This window comes from Pseudomonas sp. D(2018) (genome assembly GCF_005502555.1).
GTDB lineage: Bacteria > Pseudomonadota > Gammaproteobacteria > Pseudomonadales > Pseudomonadaceae > Metapseudomonas > Metapseudomonas resinovorans.
In genome coordinates, this window is the sequence record NZ_SCOK01000026.1 from 1 (window position 1) to 17,056 (window position 17,056).

Sequence of the window (17,056 nt, forward strand, 5' to 3'; positions counted from 1 at the left end):
CCCGCTGCCGCTCGACTTGCATGTGTTAGGCCTGCCGCCAGCGTTCAATCTGAGCCATGATCAAACTCTTCAGTTCAATACTGCTTGGGTTTTGAGAAAACCCTAAACTTGGCCCAGCAATCGCAAATAAACTCTCGAATTCACGAGTGTTACTTGTGATGCTGATAATCAGCTGACTATCAGTCTTACCTCACAAGCACCCACACGAATTGCTTGATTCAGTTGTTAAAGAGCGTTTCGATCAAGTCTTTCGCCTCAACCGAGGCCGCGCATTTTACAGCAGCCTTTCTTACTGTCAAGCTGTTTTTCGAAAATCTCTTTTCTACTCAACCGCTTGCGCCTCCGATCCGATCTCTCTTCTCGTCAGCGGGAGGCGCATTCTACAGCGCTCAATCACGCTGTCAACACCTCCTTTCCAACTTCATTCGCCAGTGGCGAACCTTGCGAAGCGGAACCTCCCAGCACCTTCACCAGCCACTTAACTCATTGATTTACAAGGAGTTTTTCTTGGCAACTGCGCCGGAAGAGGTGCGCATTATAGGGATGCAGATTCTGCCGTCAACACTTAATTGAAACCTTTTTGTCATGCCGCCTGAACATCTGGAAAACCTTGGGCAGAAACCGTTCCACGATCGGCAACCGCAGCAGCATCAGCACAGCACCAGCCGTGGCGTACCCAGCCCACTCGGCCATGTCCGCCCGCACGACCCAGAGCATATGCAGCAGCGCTATCGCCAGGATGGCGTAGACCAGGCGGTGCAGCTGCTTCCAGCGTTTGCCCAGCCGGCGGATGCTGAAGCGGTTGGAGGTGACCGCCAACGCCAGTAATCCAGTGAAACCCAAGGCACCTACGAATATGTAAGGGCGCTTACCGAGGTCGATTATCAGTTGCTGCATATCGAGACCGAGAAGGAACACGGCATAGCCAGTGATATGCAGCACTACATAAGTGAAGCACCAGAGCCCGAGTTGCCGGCGAACCGCAATCCACCCACCCCAGCCAGTCAGCTTCTGCAACGGCGTCATGGACAAGGTAATGAGCAGCAACCAGAGTGCCCCCAGCCCCAGACGATCGACCAGTACTTTGCCCGGGTCCGGCCCCAACGCGAAAATCCAGGCCTGATAAAGCCACAGGCCAACCGCAATCGGCGCCACCAGGAATACGAACAGCCTCCAGAGTTTGAACCGCATCAGTAGTACTTCCTTAAATCCAGCCCGCTATAAAGGCTGGCCACTTCGTCATAACCGTTGAACATACGAGTCGGCACGATGTTCGGGCTGAACAGCCCACTGGGAAGGCGTCGTTCGTGGGCCTGGCTCCAGCGGGGATGATCCACCTCAGGATTGACGTTCGAATAGAAGCCATATTCCTCCGGGGCGATGGATTGCCACGTAGTAGGAGGCTGTTCGCTGACCAGACTTATCCGAACGATGGACTTGATGCTCTTGAAACCGTACTTCCACGGCACGACAAGACGCAGCGGCGCGCCATTCTGGTTCGGCAGCACGCGACCATACATACCCACGGCAAGTAGGGTCAGCGGATGCATCGCCTCATCCAGGCGCAAACCTTCTACATAGGGCCAATCGATCAGGGAGAAACCGGAGCGCACCCCCGCCATTTCCTCTGGCGCGAGACGGGTCTCAAAGCTGACAAACTTGGCCTTGCTGGTTGGCTCCACACGCTTGAGCAAATCAGCCAAGGGAAAGCCCAGCCAAGGAATGACCATGGACCACGCCTCGACACAACGAAGCCGATAGATACGCTCTTCCAGACCTTGGGGTTTGACCAGGTCCTCTACCGAGTAGGTACCAGGCTTACCCACTTCACCATCGATACGCACCGTCCAGGGTTCGACCTGCATGTTCTCCGCGTAACGCGCCGGGTCCCCCTTGTTGGTCCCGAACTCGTAGAAGTTGTTGTAGTGGGTTGCATCCTGAAAGGGTGTAATCGCCTCATCCGCCGGAGTAACGGCCTGCCAATGGGTACTCGCGAGCTTATCGCTGAACCAGACCGGCGCCTGGGCAGCCTCAGCGTCAGGATAGGCCGATGCTTCCCGGGCATGGAGCGGCAACGAAGCCATGGCCAACAGGCCACCAGTTGCTGCAAGCAGTTGGCGTCGGGAGAGATAGACGGATTCGGGCGTAACTTCGTGCTCGCGGCACACGGACGAAGAGGGGATCTGGATCAGCATGGCGGCTCCGCAACTCGGGCTAGGATGCCCAGTAGACTGCGGAGCCGCGAGGAAATTACATCACTCGACCTGCTTGCGACGACGCAGTTGGAGCAAGTATTGCACCGGGCCGGATGCGGCGTAAGCCAGGAAGATCAGCAGGAGGATGCGCGGCGGATCGCTGAACACAACGGCGAAGGCCAGCACGACGATCAGGATGGCCACGAAAGGTACGCGCCCCTTCAAGTCCAGATCCTTGAAGCTATAGAACCTGATGTTGCTCACCATCAACATGCCAGCCAGGGCGACCAGCAGGGCAACGATGAACGACATGTTCGAGCCCTTGATACCGAAATCGCTGAAGGCCCAGACAGTACCAGCAACCACGCCGGCAGCCGCGGGGCTGGCCAGACCAATGAAGTAGCGCTTATCCACCTTGCCGATCTGGGTGTTGAAACGCGCCAGACGCAGTGCAGCGCCTGCCACATAGATGAACGCAACAGTCAGGCCGACACTGCCCAGGCCGCTCAACGCCCATTCGAAGGCCAACAGCGCCGGGGCAACGCCGAAGGCAACCATGTCCGACAGGGAGTCGTACTCGGCACCAAAGGCACTCTGCGTATTGGTAAGGCGGGCCACTCGACCGTCGAGACTATCCAGCACCATGGCAACGAACACGGTAGCGGCCGCCACCGAAAAATTGCCGTTCATGGCGTTGACGATGGCGTAGAAGCCGGCGAACAGATTGGCGGTGGTGAACAGGTTGGGCAGCAGGTAGATACCACGATGCCGGACCTTGCGCCCTTCCGAATCCTGGCCTTCCTCGACGTGCTCGTCGATCGGCAGCAGGCTGTCGTTATCGGTGGACTGGTTCGGCTCTTCGGGACGTTCACTCATGAACAACATCCTTGCAACGAGTACGGAATGTGGTGGACGGGCTCAGGAGTGCGCCGCCCGGCAAACAGGCTTTATACCAGAACCCCGGCGCCATAACGAAAGAACGCGGCCGAGGCCGCGTTCTTTCTGATCAGGATAAGACCTTAGTTCTTGGTCTTGTCGACGATCTTGTTGGCAGAGATCCACGGCATCATCGCACGCAGACGCTCACCGACCTGCTCGATCGGGTGAGCGGCGTTGTTGCGACGGTAGGCAGTCATCGAAGCGTAGTTCGAGGCACCTTCCTGGATGAACATCTTCGCGTATTCACCATCCTGGATGCGCTTCAGAGCGTTACGCATGGCCTGACGGGATTCAGCGTTGATGACCTCCGGACCGGTTACGTATTCACCGTATTCGGCGTTATTGGAGATCGAGTAGTTCATGTTGGCGATGCCGCCTTCGTACATCAGGTCGACGATCAGCTTCAGTTCGTGCAGGCATTCGAAGTAGGCCATTTCCGGCGCGTAACCGGCTTCAACCAGGGTTTCGAAGCCGGCTTTCACCAGCTCTACGCAACCGCCACACAGAACAGCCTGCTCACCGAACAGGTCGGTTTCGGTCTCGTCCTTGAAGGTGGTTTCGATGATGCCGGTACGGCCGCCGCCCACGCCGCAAGCGTAGGACAGAGCAACATTCTTGGCGTTGCCGGAGGCGTCCTGGTAAACGGCTACCAGGTCAGGGATGCCGCCGCCTTTGACGAACTCGGAGCGAACGGTGTGGCCCGGAGCTTTCGGCGCGATCATGATCACGTCGAGGTCGGCACGCGGTACAACCTGGTTGTAGTGAATGGCGAAGCCGTGGGCGAAGGCCAGGGTGGCACCCTTCTTCAGGTTCGGCTCGACTTCTTCCTTGTACAGCTTGGACTGGAACTCGTCCGGGGTCAGGATCATCACCAGGTCGGCGGCGGCAACGGCTTCAGGCACGCTCTTGACGGTCAGACCATGGGCTTGAGCCTTGGCAACGGTGGCAGAGCCAGCGCGCAGGCCGACGGTTACGTCGACACCGGAGTCTTTCAGGTTGCAGGCATGAGCATGGCCCTGGGAACCGTAACCGATGATGGCAACTTTCTTGCCCTGGATGATCGAGAGGTCACAGTCTTTGTCGTAATACACTTTCATGGAAACACCCCTATTAACTGGGCCCCTCGGGCCTATCGCAATATTTAGATAGTCAGCACTTTGTCGCCACGGGAAATCCCGGTGACGCCACTGCGTACGGTTTCCAGGATCGAGCTGGTGCCGATGGCCTGGATGAAGCTGTCAAGCTTGTCGCTGGTACCCGCCAGTTGGATCGTATAAACGCTGGACGTCACATCGACGATCTGGCCGCGGAAGATGTCGGTGGTGCGCTTGACCTCGGCGCGCTGGGCGCCGGTAGCCTTGACTTTGACCAACATCAGTTCGCGCTCGATGTGGGCGCTCTCCGACAGGTTCACCAGTTTGACCACTTCGATCAGCTTGTTGAGGTTCTTGGTGATCTGCTCGATCACCTCATCGTGCCCGATGGTGGTCAGGGTCAGACGCGACAGGGTCGGGTCTTCGGTCGGAGCCACGGTCAGGCTTTCGATGTTGTAGTTGCGCTGGGAGAAGAGGCCAACCACGCGGGACAGTGCGCCCGGCTCGTTCTCCAGCAGCAGGGAAATGATGTGTCGCATGTTCAGGTCCGCTCCGTCTTGCTCAGCCACATGTCGCGCATGGCGCCATCCCGAATCTGCATCGGGTAGACGTGTTCACTGGAGTCGACCTGGATGTCGAGGAACACCAGACGGTTCTTCAGCGAAAACGCCTCTTCCATCTTCGCCTTCAGACCCTTCGGATCGGTCACGCGAATGCCGACGTGGCCATAGGCCTCGGCCAGCTTGACGAAGTCAGGCAGCGATTCCATGTAGGAGTGCGAGTAACGGCTGTTGTACTGCATGTCCTGCCACTGGCGGACCATGCCCAGCGTACCGTTGTTCAGGTTGACGATTTTCACCGGCAGGTCGTATTGCAGGCAGGTGGACAGCTCCTGGATATTCATCTGGATACTGCCTTCGCCAGTGACACAGGCCACATCGGTTTCCGGGAAGTTCAGCTTGATGCCCATGGCCGCCGGGAAGCCGAAGCCCATCGTGCCGAGACCACCGGAGTTGATCCAGCGATTGGGCTTGTTGAAGCGGTAGTACTGGGCCGCGAACATCTGGTGCTGACCTACGTCGGAGGTGATGTAGGCATCGCCCTTGGTCACTTCCCAGAGTGTCTCGATCACGCTCTGCGGCTTGATGATGCTGCCGTCGCCCTTGTCATAGGGGAACAGGTCGCCACCAGCGCGCCACTCATCGATCTGCTTCCACCAGGCCGCAACGGTATCCTTGTTCGGGGTCTCGCCGATTTCCTTGAGGATGGCGACCATCTCGGACAGCACGCTGTCCACCGGCCCCACGATCGGGATATCGGCCTTGATGGTCTTGGAGATCGAAGCCGGGTCGATGTCGATGTGGATGATCTTGGCGTTCGGGCAGAACTTGGCGGCGCCGTTGATGACGCGGTCATCGAAACGCGCGCCAACGGCCAGGATCACGTCGGCGTGGTGCATCGCCAGGTTGGCGGTATAGCTACCGTGCATGCCGAGCATGCCAACGAACTGGTGATCGGAACCCGGGAAAGCGCCCAGCCCCATCAGGGTGTTGGTGACCGGTAGGTTGAGCATCTTGGCCAGTTCGGTGAGCTGCTCGGATGCGTTACCCATGATGACGCCACCGCCGGCGTACAGGATCGGGCGTTTGGAGGCCAGCAGCATCTCGGCAGCCTTGCGGATCTGACCTGAGTGTCCACGAACTGCGGGGCTGTAGGAACGCAGCTTGACCTTCTTCGGGTAGCTGTACTCGAACTTCTGGGTCGGATCGCCCATGTCCTTCGGAATGTCGACCACGACCGGACCGGGACGGCCGGACTGGGCGATGTAGAAGGCCTTCTTGATCACCTCGGGAATTTCCGAGGGATGCTTGATGATGAAGCTGTGCTTCACGATCGGGCGGGAGATACCGACCATGTCGGTTTCCTGGAAGGCATCGGTACCGACCATGTTGCTGGGCACCTGACCGGACAGGATCACCATCGGGATGGAGTCCATGTAGGCAGTGGCGATACCAGTGATGGCGTTGGTTGCGCCAGGGCCTGAGGTCACCAGCACGACACCGGGTTTGCCGGTGGCGCGGGCGTAACCGTCGGCCATATGGGTAGCAGCCTGCTCATGACGGACCAGGATGTGGGTCACATCGTTTTCTTTGAACAGGGCGTCGTAGATATGCAGGAGGGCACCACCCGGGTACCCATAGATGTACTTAACGCCTTCGTCACGCAGTGAGCGGACGACCATTTCAGCGCCAGATAAAAGCTCCACGTTTTTCACCTCTAGAACGCCAGATAACCGCCCGCGACCGGACGGCCTGAATAGGTTTGCTTGCAGGCAGCGCGTGAGCGACTGGTGGTCGCCGACTACGTCAGCTGCTGACTGAACAAGCATCGGGTCGGCCCCTGAGAGTTGTTGCGGGGCTTTCCCACCCAGCGCGAGGTAACGCGTTGCGGGTGTTACAGGTCGGCGCGGGTGTGCACCTCATCGACTGCTACAGCTTCCGACTTGCGGCCGGCCCACTGGAACAGCGAACCCTGGATTCTTCGGATTAGCGCGAGACAAGTCAAGTAATCCGTTGCGGAATCTTGCATGGATTGCTGTGACGCGACGCAGGATCAAGGCCGGCGGCTTTTGGTTATAGTTAGCGCAGGATTCTCCGCCATCAGAAGGAAACCGCATGCACCGCATGATTCTTGCCGCCAGCCTGCTGCTAGCATTGAGCACGTCCGCCATGGCTGGCCAGGTCTACAAATGGGTGGACGCCCAGGGTGTCACCCACTTTGGCGCCCAGCCGCCTGAAGGCCAGGAAGCCACCAGCGTGAATACCTCAGTGCCAAAGCCGCGCCCTGCCCTGCCGCGTCTGGACAGCGAAATCGCTCAGCCAGCGGCACCGCTGCCCCAGAGCAAGCCTGTGGGCGACCAGAAGGCCATCGACGAAAAAGTGAAGGCGGAAGTCGCGACTCAAGAAGCGGAGCGTCGTGAGTACTGCGAAAACATACGCACCAATCTGGCGCAACTACAGAACAATCCGCGACTACGTGCCGAAGTGAATGGGGAAGTACGCCGCCTGAGCGAGGAAGAGCGACAGTCCCGGATGAAGGAGGCCGAAAAAGCCATCAGCGAGAATTGCAACTGAGGCGGTGCCTCAGTTCGTCCCACCTATCAGCCGGTCGAAAGCGCCCAAAGCGTCGAGCAACGCGCTTACATCCGTGAGCCGCTCCCGGTAAGCCTCTTCCGCCATGGTGCGGATGCCAGATGCGTGAGGCAGCTCCAGGTCATTCTCCAGAATGACCTTCATGCGGGGCAGGAAAATCCACTGCAGCCACTCTTCGAAGGCCAGCGTGTCCACGCAGAACGGCGCCTGACTGGCCAAGGCATCCGCACTGGGCGAAACCTCTGCCCACCAGCCAAGACCGCGCAACTCCCGCTCGATGAGCAGGAGCTGGTCAGCCACTTCGACGCAACGCGGGTCCATTAGAGATTGACCTTGGCCTTTTCACGCGCAAGCGCCGCGCCGGACGGATCGCCCAGGCGGTCGCGGGAGCGTGCGACCAGGTCCCACAGGCTGGCTTGCAGAGCCGGCCGCCCATTGGCATAGGTCATGGCGCGGCGTGCGAACTGTTCAGCCTGTGCCGCATCCCCCTGGGCCAGGCGTACTTCAGCCAGGCGATAGAGCACCTGGGGCTCACGCGGCGCAATGCGCTGGGCACGCTCCAGGCTGGCGGCGGCGCCATTCAGGTCACCACTACCTTGTTGCTGCTGGGCAGTGGTCAGCAGCGCCAGCACCGGGCCATCGAGCTGCTCGTCGGCGGCCAATCCACCACCGTTGCCGGGAATACCACTTGGAGCGATGGGCGCTGGCGCGCTATAGCTCGGAGAGCCGTAGCTGGGCGAGCCATAGACGGGTGCGCTGGGTGCCGTCACTGTTGGGCCAGTGGTGATTGGACCGGGGGTAATTCCGCCGCTGGTGATACTGCCGCTGATGGGCGCGCTGGACGCCGGCGCCGCAATGGGTGCGCCGGAGGCGGCACCAGGCACCATCACCACCACGCCGGAATCTTCGGGCACGCTGCGCGGGGCGGCGGGCGTCTGATTGTAGCCACCGCGGTTGGAGGTTCCCTGTTCCAGTTCAGACAAGGGCGCACCGGAGTCAACCACGGGAATGGCGCCTCGCTGCGGGGTGGCACAACCTGCCAGCAGAGCGGCTGCCGCAAGGGCAGGAATCCAGGCTTTACTCACTTTTCATCCTCTCGGTTCATTGCATCCAACCACGAACCCAGTCCATGACCGAGTCCACGGGTGCGCCCATGCCGCAAGCTGCGCCAGGGGCAGGTTCACTGCCACGAATGTAGGGCATCTGGACTGCGCCCGGGCAACTCGGGTCAGAACCCTGACCACTGTGCGGGTCGATCCACGCTTGCACCACGTTGTCCGGCATGGGCATGTCCAGCGGCAGCGGGTCAGCCTTGCGCATGAAGCTGGTCCAGACCTGCAGCGCACCGGTGGCGCCAGTCAGCGGCGTCTTGCCGTTATCATCGCGCCCCAGCCAGACCACTGCCAGCAGATCCTGACTGAAGCCGGCGAACCAGCTGTCCCGCGAGTCGTTCGTGGTGCCGGTCTTGCCCGCCAGTGTCAGGGACGATGGCAGCTGGCTGTACACCGACCGCGCAGTACCTTCGCGCATGACTCGCTGCATGGCGTTCTGCACCAGATAGATGGCACCCGGATCGAAGCGTTGCTGGATCTGGAAGGGATAGCGCTTGAGCGGCTCACCCTCGGCAGTCAGCACACTGCGAATCCCCCGCAACGGTGTATTGAAACCACCGTTTGCCAGGGTCTGGTACATGGTCGCCACTTCCATCGGGCTCAGCGCGCCAGCACCGAGGAGCATCGAGGGATAAGCCGGCCACTCGCGGGAAACACCCAGTCTCTCAAGGGTTTTGAGCACATTGGGCACGCCCAGTTCCAGGCCGAGCTTGGCGGTCGACAAGTTGTAGGAATTGGCCAGCCCCTGATACAGGTAAATGGTGCCGTGGGCGCGGCGATCGTAGTTCTGCGGACGCCACACCTGGCCATCCTGCCCCTTCACAGAAAAGGGTTCGTCGGCAACCCAACTGGTCAGGGTGTACTGACTCGGGCGCTCCAGAGCAGTAAGGTACACGGCCGGCTTGATCAGCGAACCAATGGGCCGCACCGCATCTACCGCGCGGTTGAAGCCAGCGAAGCGTGGCTGTCGGCTGCCGATAAGCGCCTGGATCTCACCGGTTTCCGGATTGCTCACGACCATGGCCGATTCCACCTGATCCACGCCCTTGCGCCCGGAAAGGCGCTTCAGGGTCTCGCTCAGTGCGGTTTCCGCCTTGGACTGCAGGATGGGGTCGAAGCTGGTGAAAATGCGCAGCCCCTCTTCGGTCAGGTCTTCCTCGCGATAGTCCTCACGCAACTGGCGCTTCACCAAGTCGAGGAAGGCTGGGTAGGAGCTGTCAGCCAGACTGCCGCGCCGTGTCACGCCAAGCGGCCTCTGCTTGGCGGCAGCCGCCTCCTCGGGGGTGACCACACCCTGCTCGGCCAGCAGATCGATCACCAGATTGCGGCGCTCCAGCGCGCGCTCCGGGAAGCGACGCGGGTTGTAGTAGGACGGTCCCTTGACCATGCCCACCAGCAGAGCGATCTGGTGCAGCTTGAGCTCCGCCAGCGGCTGGCTGAAGAAGTACTGGCTGGCAAGGCCGAAGCCATGGATGGCGCGCTGGCCATCCTGACCGAGGAACACCTCGTTGAGGTAGGCTTCGAGGATTTCACGCTTGTCGTAATGTAGCTCCAGCAGCACGGCCATCATGGCTTCCGTAGCCTTGCGGGAGATGGTGCGCTCGCTGGTCAGGTAGAAGTTCTTGACCAACTGCTGGGTCAGGGTGCTTCCGCCCTGGCGAAGCTCGCCGGCGGTCGCGTTGATCCAGAAGGCACGGGCGATGGACTTGAGAGACACACCGTGATGGTTGAAGAACTCGCGGTCTTCTGTCGCCACCAGGGTTTCCACCATGTACGCCGGCACTTGGTCCAGCTTGATCAGCACACGATCTTCATGGTGGGCAGGATAGAGACCGCCGATCAGCAGGGGCTCCAGGCGGGCCACCGCCAGATCGGCGCCGCTGGCCTGGGTCAGGCCTGCCACGTAGTCGCCGGAGAAGCGCACACGCACACGCTGGGCCGGCTCGGCGCCTTCATAGAACTGGAAGCCGCGAGTGTTCAGCTCGACGTTGTTACCCGACACCGAAGCGGCACCCGGGCCATTGGACAGGCTCTCGCGGCGATAGCCCAGGGCATCCAGTTCCTTCAGGAAGTCGTCCTTCGACAGCTTCAGCCCGACGAACAGTTCCAGTGGACGGGCATAGACTTTGGCCGGCACCGTCCAGCGCTTGCCGGAGAACTTCTCCTGCACCACGGCATCGAGGTAGATAGCGAAACCGGCCAGCACCACCAGGCCTACGAGACCCAGTTTGAAGGCCCAGCCCAGCCATGGGCGAAGGCCGCTAGAACGGCGTTTTGAGCGGGATTTGGGGGATCGGGGACGTGTCATGGCGGCGCATTATACGCACTTTATCCACAGCCAACAGGCACGCCCTGACGGTTTGCAGGCCGGCGCACAGAGGCGATAATGCCGGTCTTCCACAGAGACAGAACAAGGAATGCCCGTGAGCCAGTCCCTGCTAGCCGCCCTGCAGAATCCCGCCCTTTACCCCCACGCGGTGGACGGGTTCCAGGTGATCGAGACGCACATATCCTGGGTACTGCTGACCGGCAGCTACGTGTACAAGGTGAAGAAGCCGGTGAACTTCGGCTTCCTCGACTTCACCAACCTCGAAGACCGCCGACATTTCTGCGAAGAAGAGCTGCGCCTCAACCAGCGCCTGACCCATGACCTCTACCTGGAAGTGCTGCCAATCACCGGCAGCGTTGAATCCCCGCAGATCGGAGGAAAAGGCCCGGCCATCGAGTATGTGCTCAAGATGCGCCAGTTCCCGCAGGAAAACCTGCTCAGCGCGCTGCAGGCCCGCGGCGAGCTGAGCCCTGCCCACATCGATGCGTTGGCCGAGCGGATCGCCAGCTTCCACCTGGCCGCTCCGAAAGTGACCATCGACCACCCGCTGGGCACTCCTGACGCCGTTATGATGCCGGTTCGCCAGAACTTCGAGCAGATCCGTCCGCTGCTGAGCGACAAGGCCGACCTGCAACAACTGGACGCGCTGGAGGCCTGGGCTGAAAGCAGCCACGAGCGACTCAAGCCGCTGCTGGCGCGACGCAAGCAGGAAGGCTTCATTCGCGAGTGCCACGGTGACATTCACTTGGGCAATGCCACCTTGATCAACGATGAAGTCGTGGTGTTCGACTGCATCGAATTCAACGAGCCCTTCCGCTTCACTGACGTCTACGCCGATATCGCCTTCATCGCCATGGACTTGGAAGATCGCGGACTCAAATCCCTTTCCCGTCGCCTGGTCAGCCACTACCTGGAGCTCACCGGCGATTACCAAGGCCTGGAACTGCTCAATTTCTACAAGGCCTATCGCGCCCTCGTGCGTGCCAAGATCGCCCTGTTCAGCCTGGCCCACCAGGCCGATGCAGTACAGAAGGCCGCCACCGTCCGCCAATACCGTAACTATGCCGGTCTGGCCGAAAGTTACTGCGCCATCCCTTCGCCCTTCCTGGCCATCACCTGTGGTGTATCCGCCTCGGGCAAAAGCCATGTGGCACTGCGCCTGGTGGAAGCCCTGGGCGCCATACGCCTGCGCTCGGACGTCGAACGCAAGCGCCTGTTCGGCGAGCAGCAGCAAGGCATCGAAGGCCTGCAGAGCGGCATCTATGACGCGGACGCCAGCATCGCTACGTACGAGCGCCTGAACCAGTTGGCGGAGGTCGCGCTGCATGCCGGATTCCCCGTGGTCATCGACGCCACCTTCCTCAAACAGGAACAACGCCAGGCCGCGCACAAGGTCGCCGAAGAAACCGGTACGCCTTTCCTGATCCTCGACTGCCACGCACCAGAAGCGGTGATCGAAGCCTGGCTGGCGCAACGCCAAGCCGAGGGCGGTGACCCGTCCGATGCCACCATGGACGTGGTACGCGCACAACTGGCCAGCCGCGAGCCCCTGGATGCAAGCGAACTGCTCCAGAGCAAGCGCATCGACACCAACCAGGCCGCAAGCCTGGACGGCCTGGTGGAGCTCATCCGCCAGCACCTGCCAGGCGTCTGACCCGCCTCTATCGCGCCGGGCAACATCCGTCGCGGCTTCTATACTGCCGGCTGAGTCACTCTCAGCCGAGCAGCCGGAGTCCATCTCCCATTCGCCGACACTTTCTCACCGGCCAGTTAATGCCTGTGCCCGGAAGACGCGAACAGGAATGTCCCTATCGCATCAGCAGTGATCGTTTTCCGTGCAGGGAGCGCGCGAGGATGCAGCGATAGCACAAGGCCACGCACTGCGAATGGCCGCTACACTTATCCACAGCACTGTCCCTCTCGTGCCCAATCCATCGCAAGGAGGCTCGATGAACGACGAACTGCAACACATGAAAAATCTGGGCAAGACTTCAGCACAATGGCTGCATGCCGTCGGCATACACAGCGCTTCCGACCTGCGCCGGCTCGGTGCCGTCAGTGCCTACAAGGCGGTTCGGGCACGCGGCTTCAGAGCCTCCAAAGTGCTGCTCTACGCCATTGAGGGCGCCCTGCTGGACATCCACTGGAACGACCTGACACCTGGCCACAAGGCAGAATTGAACCATCAACTGGACACTCCGGGCGTCCACAACAAGAGCTAGCTCACAACCTCCGCCAAGAGAGATTTACGAGCCAAGACAAGGTCCCTATTGTTTCAGGGACCTTCGTGTGCGACGCCATTCCAGTCAGTTCAAGGAATTACTGCCATGTACCTACTCGGGGAGCAACCGGCCTACGCCGACCAGCTGATCAACAGACTGCAGAGCATCCCCGGGCAGCTGCTCGATGGTCTGGAACCAAGCGGCCCCGCGGTACGCCTGGAACAAGTCGAAGACCTTTCACCCTTGCTGCCTGCCAACCAGCTGTTCCTGATCGAGAACGGCCTGATCCACGCCATCGTCGATGAACGCCCCCTTTTCTACCTGCAGGAGGGCGACCTGGTCGGCCTGCGTCAGGGCATCGACCTGCCTTCCTGCCGCTACAGCAGTGACGAACCCATCAGCCTGATGCCGTTCAGCCGCAACGAAGTGTTCAAACACATCTACGGCAACGAAAAGCGCCAGGAGCTGTTCATCCAGTACCTGGTAGGCCATACCGCCCTGCTCTCGGATGCCGTCGCTCGCCTGAAGCAGCCGGACGTGCGCCCCTCCACCGGCTTCCAGCACTTCTCCGGGGGAGAGGAGCTTATCCACCAGGGGGACGAGGCGGACCATGTCTTCATCATCATCGAGGGTCATGCAGAGGCCTTCGTCGATGGACAAAAGGTGGGCGATGTCCAGAAGGATGAGATCTTCGGGGCCATGGCGGTATTCACCCGGGAACGGCGCAGCGCCACAGTGGTGGCCAGTGAGCCCTGCACCGTGATGGTGATTCCCAAGGAACAGTTCCTCAGCCTGATGCAAAGCAATCCGCGCATTGCTCACAGCCTGATCGAGAGCATGGCGCGGCGCATCGACCTGCTGAATAAAGAGGTCACCCAGCTACGGCTGTCCCCCGAAAGGGTTTGATCCCCGCAAGAACCCGGCGCAAAGCCGGGTTCTTGCTTTCAGGGGCCGGCAAACGAGACGAAAAGGGAAAGGCGAACCGATGCTTGACTTGAAAATGAGAATTGTTATTATTTCAGTAACTGATCGCGAGATCAGCCGGTAAGCTGGGAGGCCAAGCAGTCGGACTCTTCAGGTTATCTCCTCATCAGGCTAATCACGGTTTTAGACCCGGCAAATTGCCGGGTCTTTTTTTACCTGAGATTCAGCAAATCCGAATGCAACCTGCTTGTCAGCGCCGAAGTTTTGTACGAAAAGTCGTCGAGCGAAGGTCAGGCAAGGCGAAATCGGCCGAAGAAGCGCAGTTTACGCTTTGTAAATGAGTATTCTGATCGGAGTCGCGCTCGGGGCCGATTCCAACGCTGCATCACGCGCGAAGCCCGCAGGCACTTTTCGTACAGAGCCTAGCGCGCGGCCGGAATTTTCTGGCGCATACCCGCGCAGTGATCGATGGGCGGCAAAGCGGCGGTGTACCAGACGTAGTCGGCCGCGCCCTGCTCCACCGGTTTACCCACCTCCGAGAAGATCAACACCGCATTCCCCTCGGCCTTGCCCAGGTCGGCCAAGTGCAAAGGCACTCCCAGATCACGACGCACATGGAAAGCCCCCGCGAACAGCACTGCCGGGGTGTGCGCCGCCAACAACCGCTCCGCCATGCGCCGGTCACGTTGCTGCTGCACCGCAAGCATTGCCGGCATCTGGGATTCCGGCAGCAGGCCGCAGTGGGACTCCCGGATCTGCTCCAGCAATGGCCCGCGCACTGTCTCCGCGGTGGACTGCTCACCCTGCAGGACCGGACGCTCCTTGTAGATGCGCTTGATTTCGCTGCGGTCGAGATTGGCCGCGAGCAGCGGGTAGGGTTGAGCCAGGGCATGGCGGACGATCGGGCCATAAAGCTCCCAGCTCCAGTTTTTCTGCCAGGCCAGGGCCTCAGACAGATCCGCCGGCAGTGAGCCCTTGCGCACAGCATCCACCTTTGCCTGCTGTTCGGGCTCGAGCATTTCCAGCAACAGACTGCCCTGGGGTCGTCGCGCTTCCAACCCCTGCAGCAACCAGAGCTGCAGGGCATGATGGTCCGGGTTGTCGTGCTGCTCGCCAACCAGCACCCGCGGTGGGGCGGCAAGCCGTTCCAAGAGTTGCTCCGGGGTCAGTTGCTCGCCGCTGCGCAGGTCGCGGATCACGCCCAGCTCAAGGTTGTCCCGACCCTCGGGACTTTGCCACTCGGGCAGTGGCGGCAGGCTCTGGCAGGCGGCCAGCAGGCCGAAGAGGGGAAGCAGGCGAAGACGCATGGAAAATCCTTGTTCGATCAACGTGCAACGATCAGGGGATGGCCGCGTTCCGGATGGCGCTGCACCAGCACCTCCAGACCGAACACGGCCTTGAGCGGCTCGGCTTGGAGTACCTGCTCCGGCGTGCCCAGCACATAGGGGCGACCGTCGGCGAGCAACAGCAGCCGATCGCAATAGCGCGCAGCCAGGTTCAGGTCATGGAGAATCACCAGCACTGCCACGCCACGCTCGGCAAACCCCCGCACGGCCTGCAAGGTGGTGTGCTGGTGCAGCGGGTCAAGCATCGAGGTGGGTTCGTCCAGCAGCAGTATTTGCCCGCTGCCCCCGGGCCAGAGCTGCGCCAGCACCCGCGCCAGGTGCACGCGCTGGCGCTCACCACCGGAAAGCGCCAGGTAGCTGCGACCGGCCAGATGACTGGCATCCGCCGCGTGCAGCGCCTGCGCGATGACTTCGGCATCCCGTTCGCGTCCGGTGTCGTGAGGCATACGCCCCATGGCCACGACCTCCTCGACGCGGAAGGCAAAGTTCAGGGTCGAGCTTTGTGGCAGCACGGCCAGGCGTCGCGCACGCTGCGGCCCGTTCCAGTCGCCCAGGGCACGGCCGTCAAGGCTGACCGCTCCGGCGGCAGCCGGCACCTCACCGCACAAGGCACCTAGCAAGGTGCTCTTGCCGGCACCATTGGGGCCGAGTACCCCAAGCACCTCGCCGGGCTGCAGCGCCAGATCGACGCCTGTGAGTACTTGTTTGCTGCCTCGCAGCACGTCCAGTTGTTCCACGCGCAGCATCAGGGGCGACCTCGCACCAGCAGATAGAGGAAGAACGGCGCGCCGATCAGTGCTGTAACGATGCCGATGGGCAGTTCGGCTGGCGCCAGTACCAGGCGCGCCGCCAGGTCGGCCAGCAGCATCAGGCTAGCCCCGGCCAGGGCCGAAGCCGGCAGCAGGACCCGATGATCCGGCCCGGCAACCAGGCGTACCAGGTGCGGCACAACCAGACCGATGAAGCCGATCAACCCAGCCGCCGCCACCGCAGCCCCCACACCCAGGGCAGTGCAGAGAACCAGCTCGCGCTTCAGTCGCTCCACATCGAAGCCCAGGTGACGGGCCTCGGACTCCCCCAGCAGCATGGCATTCAGTGCCTTGGCCCGACGCGGCAGCCAGAAAACCACGAACAGTGTCACGATCAACAGCGGCCAGAGCCTCGAATAACTGGCACCGTTGAGGCTGCCCATGTTCCAGAAGGTCAGGCTGCGCAGGGTCGCGTCATCAGCCAGGTAGGTGAACAGGCCGATCACCGCCCCGGACAGTGCGGTCAGGGCGATCCCGGCGAGCAGCATGGTCGCTACGCTGGTCTGCCCGTCGTGACGCCCCAGGCGATAGACCAGCAACGTCACGCCCAGCCCGCCGGCAAAGGCGCAAATGGACAGCAGGTAGGGGGCAAATGCCTCTGGCAATCCACCCAACGCGGTGCCACCGACAATGGCCACAGCCCCACCCAATGCTGCGCCGCTGGACACCCCAACCAGCCCCGGGTCCGCCAGCGGGTTGCGAAACAACCCCTGCATGGCAACGCCGGACAACGCCAGCACGGCGCCTACCGCAAGCCCGAGCAGGGTGCGCGGGAGGCGTATCTGCCCAAGGATCAGCTCGGCCTGCTCCAGCCCCTCACCGGATAACGGCAGGCCAGCCAAGCGCATTGCCGCGCGTACGGTCTCGCCCAGTGGCAGGCTGACCGGCCCCAGCGCCAGCGACAGCCAAAGCGCTAACAGCAGCAGGACGACCA

The 17,056-nt window shown here is 61.3% G+C and carries 16 protein-coding genes and 1 rRNA gene; 4 read left to right on the forward strand and 13 right to left on the reverse strand.

Features of this window, described 5'->3' with window-relative positions; translation table 11 throughout:
* The 7 genes from FFS60_RS17040 to FFS60_RS17075 form a co-directional block, all read right to left on the reverse strand.
* A 16S ribosomal RNA gene (locus tag FFS60_RS17040) occupies nt 1-76 on the reverse strand; the annotation flags it as partial.
* A 482-nt stretch (nt 77-558) separates the two neighbouring features.
* A complete protein-coding gene (gene msrQ, locus FFS60_RS17050) occupies nt 559-1,191 on the reverse strand; it encodes a protein-methionine-sulfoxide reductase heme-binding subunit MsrQ (protein WP_028630055.1) in 633 nt (210 codons plus the stop codon).
* The gene (gene msrP, locus FFS60_RS17055) at nt 1,191-2,195 is read right to left on the reverse strand and encodes a protein-methionine-sulfoxide reductase catalytic subunit MsrP (protein WP_137822631.1); all 1,005 of its coding nucleotides are present in this window, start codon (nt 2,193-2,195) and stop codon (nt 1,191-1,193) included. Before msrP ends, msrQ begins: the two co-directional genes overlap by 1 nt.
* A 60-nt stretch (nt 2,196-2,255) precedes the next feature.
* Nucleotides 2,256-3,071, reverse strand: a complete 816-nt coding sequence (gene pssA / locus FFS60_RS17060) for a CDP-diacylglycerol--serine O-phosphatidyltransferase (RefSeq protein WP_028630053.1) — start codon at nt 3,069-3,071, stop codon at nt 2,256-2,258.
* 143 nt (nt 3,072-3,214) lie between these two features.
* Nucleotides 3,215-4,231: a ketol-acid reductoisomerase gene (gene ilvC / locus FFS60_RS17065; protein ID WP_028630052.1), complete on the reverse strand. Its 1,017-nt coding sequence runs from the start codon at nt 4,229-4,231 to the stop codon at nt 3,215-3,217.
* 44 nt (nt 4,232-4,275) lie between these two features.
* Nucleotides 4,276-4,767, reverse strand: a complete 492-nt coding sequence (gene ilvN, locus FFS60_RS17070) for an acetolactate synthase small subunit (RefSeq protein ID WP_028630051.1) — start codon at nt 4,765-4,767, stop codon at nt 4,276-4,278.
* A gap of 2 nt (nt 4,768-4,769) precedes the next feature.
* Nucleotides 4,770-6,494 carry an acetolactate synthase 3 large subunit gene (locus FFS60_RS17075; protein ID WP_137822632.1) on the reverse strand — a complete coding sequence of 575 codons (1,725 nt, stop codon included), beginning with the start codon at nt 6,492-6,494 and terminating at the stop codon, nt 4,770-4,772.
* A gap of 409 nt (nt 6,495-6,903) precedes the next feature.
* On the opposite strand from FFS60_RS17075, the gene FFS60_RS17080 reads away from it, so the two are divergent.
* Nucleotides 6,904-7,362 (forward strand): DUF4124 domain-containing protein, encoded by a 459-nt coding sequence (locus tag FFS60_RS17080; RefSeq protein ID WP_137822633.1) that lies wholly within the window; start codon nt 6,904-6,906, stop codon nt 7,360-7,362.
* Between the two features lie 9 nt (nt 7,363-7,371).
* On the opposite strand, the gene FFS60_RS17085 is transcribed toward FFS60_RS17080, so the two are convergent.
* From FFS60_RS17085 to mrcB, 3 genes are read right to left on the reverse strand one after another with little or no spacing between them, the layout of a single operon-like run.
* Nucleotides 7,372-7,701: a YqcC family protein gene (locus FFS60_RS17085; protein WP_028630048.1), complete on the reverse strand. Its 330-nt coding sequence runs from the start codon at nt 7,699-7,701 to the stop codon at nt 7,372-7,374.
* Complete coding sequence (locus tag FFS60_RS17090; protein WP_028630047.1) at nt 7,701-8,465, reverse strand: M48 family metallopeptidase; 765 nt, start codon at nt 8,463-8,465, stop codon at nt 7,701-7,703. The genes FFS60_RS17085 and FFS60_RS17090 overlap by 1 nt, the downstream gene beginning before the upstream one ends.
* Nucleotides 8,466-8,481: 16 nt before the next feature.
* Nucleotides 8,482-10,800 (reverse strand): penicillin-binding protein 1B, encoded by a 2,319-nt coding sequence (gene mrcB, locus FFS60_RS17095; RefSeq protein WP_137822634.1) that lies wholly within the window; start codon nt 10,798-10,800, stop codon nt 8,482-8,484.
* 115 nt (nt 10,801-10,915) lie between these two features.
* Here mrcB and FFS60_RS17100 point away from each other — a divergent pair, with 115 nt between their 5' ends.
* The 3 genes from FFS60_RS17100 to FFS60_RS17110 all read left to right on the forward strand — a co-directional run bounded on the left by FFS60_RS17100 (nt 10,916) and on the right by FFS60_RS17110 (nt 13,949).
* Complete coding sequence (locus FFS60_RS17100; RefSeq protein WP_028630045.1) at nt 10,916-12,475, forward strand: bifunctional aminoglycoside phosphotransferase/ATP-binding protein; 1,560 nt, start codon at nt 10,916-10,918, stop codon at nt 12,473-12,475.
* Nucleotides 12,476-12,770: 295 nt separating this feature from the next.
* Nucleotides 12,771-13,043, forward strand: coding sequence for a TfoX/Sxy family protein (locus tag FFS60_RS17105; RefSeq protein WP_028630044.1), 273 nt, complete (start codon nt 12,771-12,773; stop codon nt 13,041-13,043).
* Nucleotides 13,044-13,148: 105 nt separating this feature from the next.
* Entirely contained in the window at nt 13,149-13,949 is an 801-nt protein-coding gene (locus FFS60_RS17110) for a Crp/Fnr family transcriptional regulator (protein ID WP_028630043.1), read from the forward strand.
* Between the two features lie 440 nt (nt 13,950-14,389).
* On the opposite strand, the gene FFS60_RS17120 is transcribed toward FFS60_RS17110, so the two are convergent.
* From FFS60_RS17120 to FFS60_RS17130, 3 genes are read right to left on the reverse strand one after another with little or no spacing between them, the layout of a single operon-like run.
* Nucleotides 14,390-15,274, reverse strand: coding sequence for a ChaN family lipoprotein (locus FFS60_RS17120; RefSeq protein WP_137822635.1), 885 nt, complete (start codon nt 15,272-15,274; stop codon nt 14,390-14,392).
* Nucleotides 15,275-15,291: 17 nt separating this feature from the next.
* Nucleotides 15,292-16,059, reverse strand: a complete 768-nt coding sequence (locus FFS60_RS17125) for a heme ABC transporter ATP-binding protein (RefSeq protein WP_028630041.1) — start codon at nt 16,057-16,059, stop codon at nt 15,292-15,294.
* Entirely contained in the window at nt 16,059-17,042 is a 984-nt protein-coding gene (locus FFS60_RS17130) for an iron ABC transporter permease (protein WP_162144826.1), read from the reverse strand. Before FFS60_RS17130 ends, FFS60_RS17125 begins: the two co-directional genes overlap by 1 nt.
* Nucleotides 17,043-17,056 lie beyond the last annotated feature (14 nt).

Coding starts and splice junctions, on each gene's coding strand:
- msrQ (WP_028630055.1), bottom strand. CDS start 1,191: ATGCGGTTCAAACTCTGGAGGCTGTTCGTATTCCTGGTGGCGCCGATT.
- msrP (WP_137822631.1), bottom strand. CDS start 2,195: ATGCTGATCCAGATCCCCTCTTCGTCCGTGTGCCGCGAGCACGAAGTT.
- pssA (WP_028630053.1), bottom strand. CDS start 3,071: ATGAGTGAACGTCCCGAAGAGCCGAACCAGTCCACCGATAACGACAGC.
- ilvC (WP_028630052.1), bottom strand. CDS start 4,231: ATGAAAGTGTATTACGACAAAGACTGTGACCTCTCGATCATCCAGGGC.
- ilvN (WP_028630051.1), bottom strand. CDS start 4,767: ATGCGACACATCATTTCCCTGCTGCTGGAGAACGAGCCGGGCGCACTG.
- FFS60_RS17080 (WP_137822633.1), top strand. CDS start 6,904: ATGCACCGCATGATTCTTGCCGCCAGCCTGCTGCTAGCATTGAGCACG.
- FFS60_RS17085 (WP_028630048.1), bottom strand. CDS start 7,701: ATGGACCCGCGTTGCGTCGAAGTGGCTGACCAGCTCCTGCTCATCGAG.
- mrcB (WP_137822634.1), bottom strand. CDS start 10,800: ATGACACGTCCCCGATCCCCCAAATCCCGCTCAAAACGCCGTTCTAGC.
- FFS60_RS17105 (WP_028630044.1), top strand. CDS start 12,771: ATGAACGACGAACTGCAACACATGAAAAATCTGGGCAAGACTTCAGCA.
- FFS60_RS17110 (WP_028630043.1), top strand. CDS start 13,149: ATGTACCTACTCGGGGAGCAACCGGCCTACGCCGACCAGCTGATCAAC.
- FFS60_RS17120 (WP_137822635.1), bottom strand. CDS start 15,274: ATGCGTCTTCGCCTGCTTCCCCTCTTCGGCCTGCTGGCCGCCTGCCAG.
- FFS60_RS17125 (WP_028630041.1), bottom strand. CDS start 16,059: ATGCTGCGCGTGGAACAACTGGACGTGCTGCGAGGCAGCAAACAAGTA.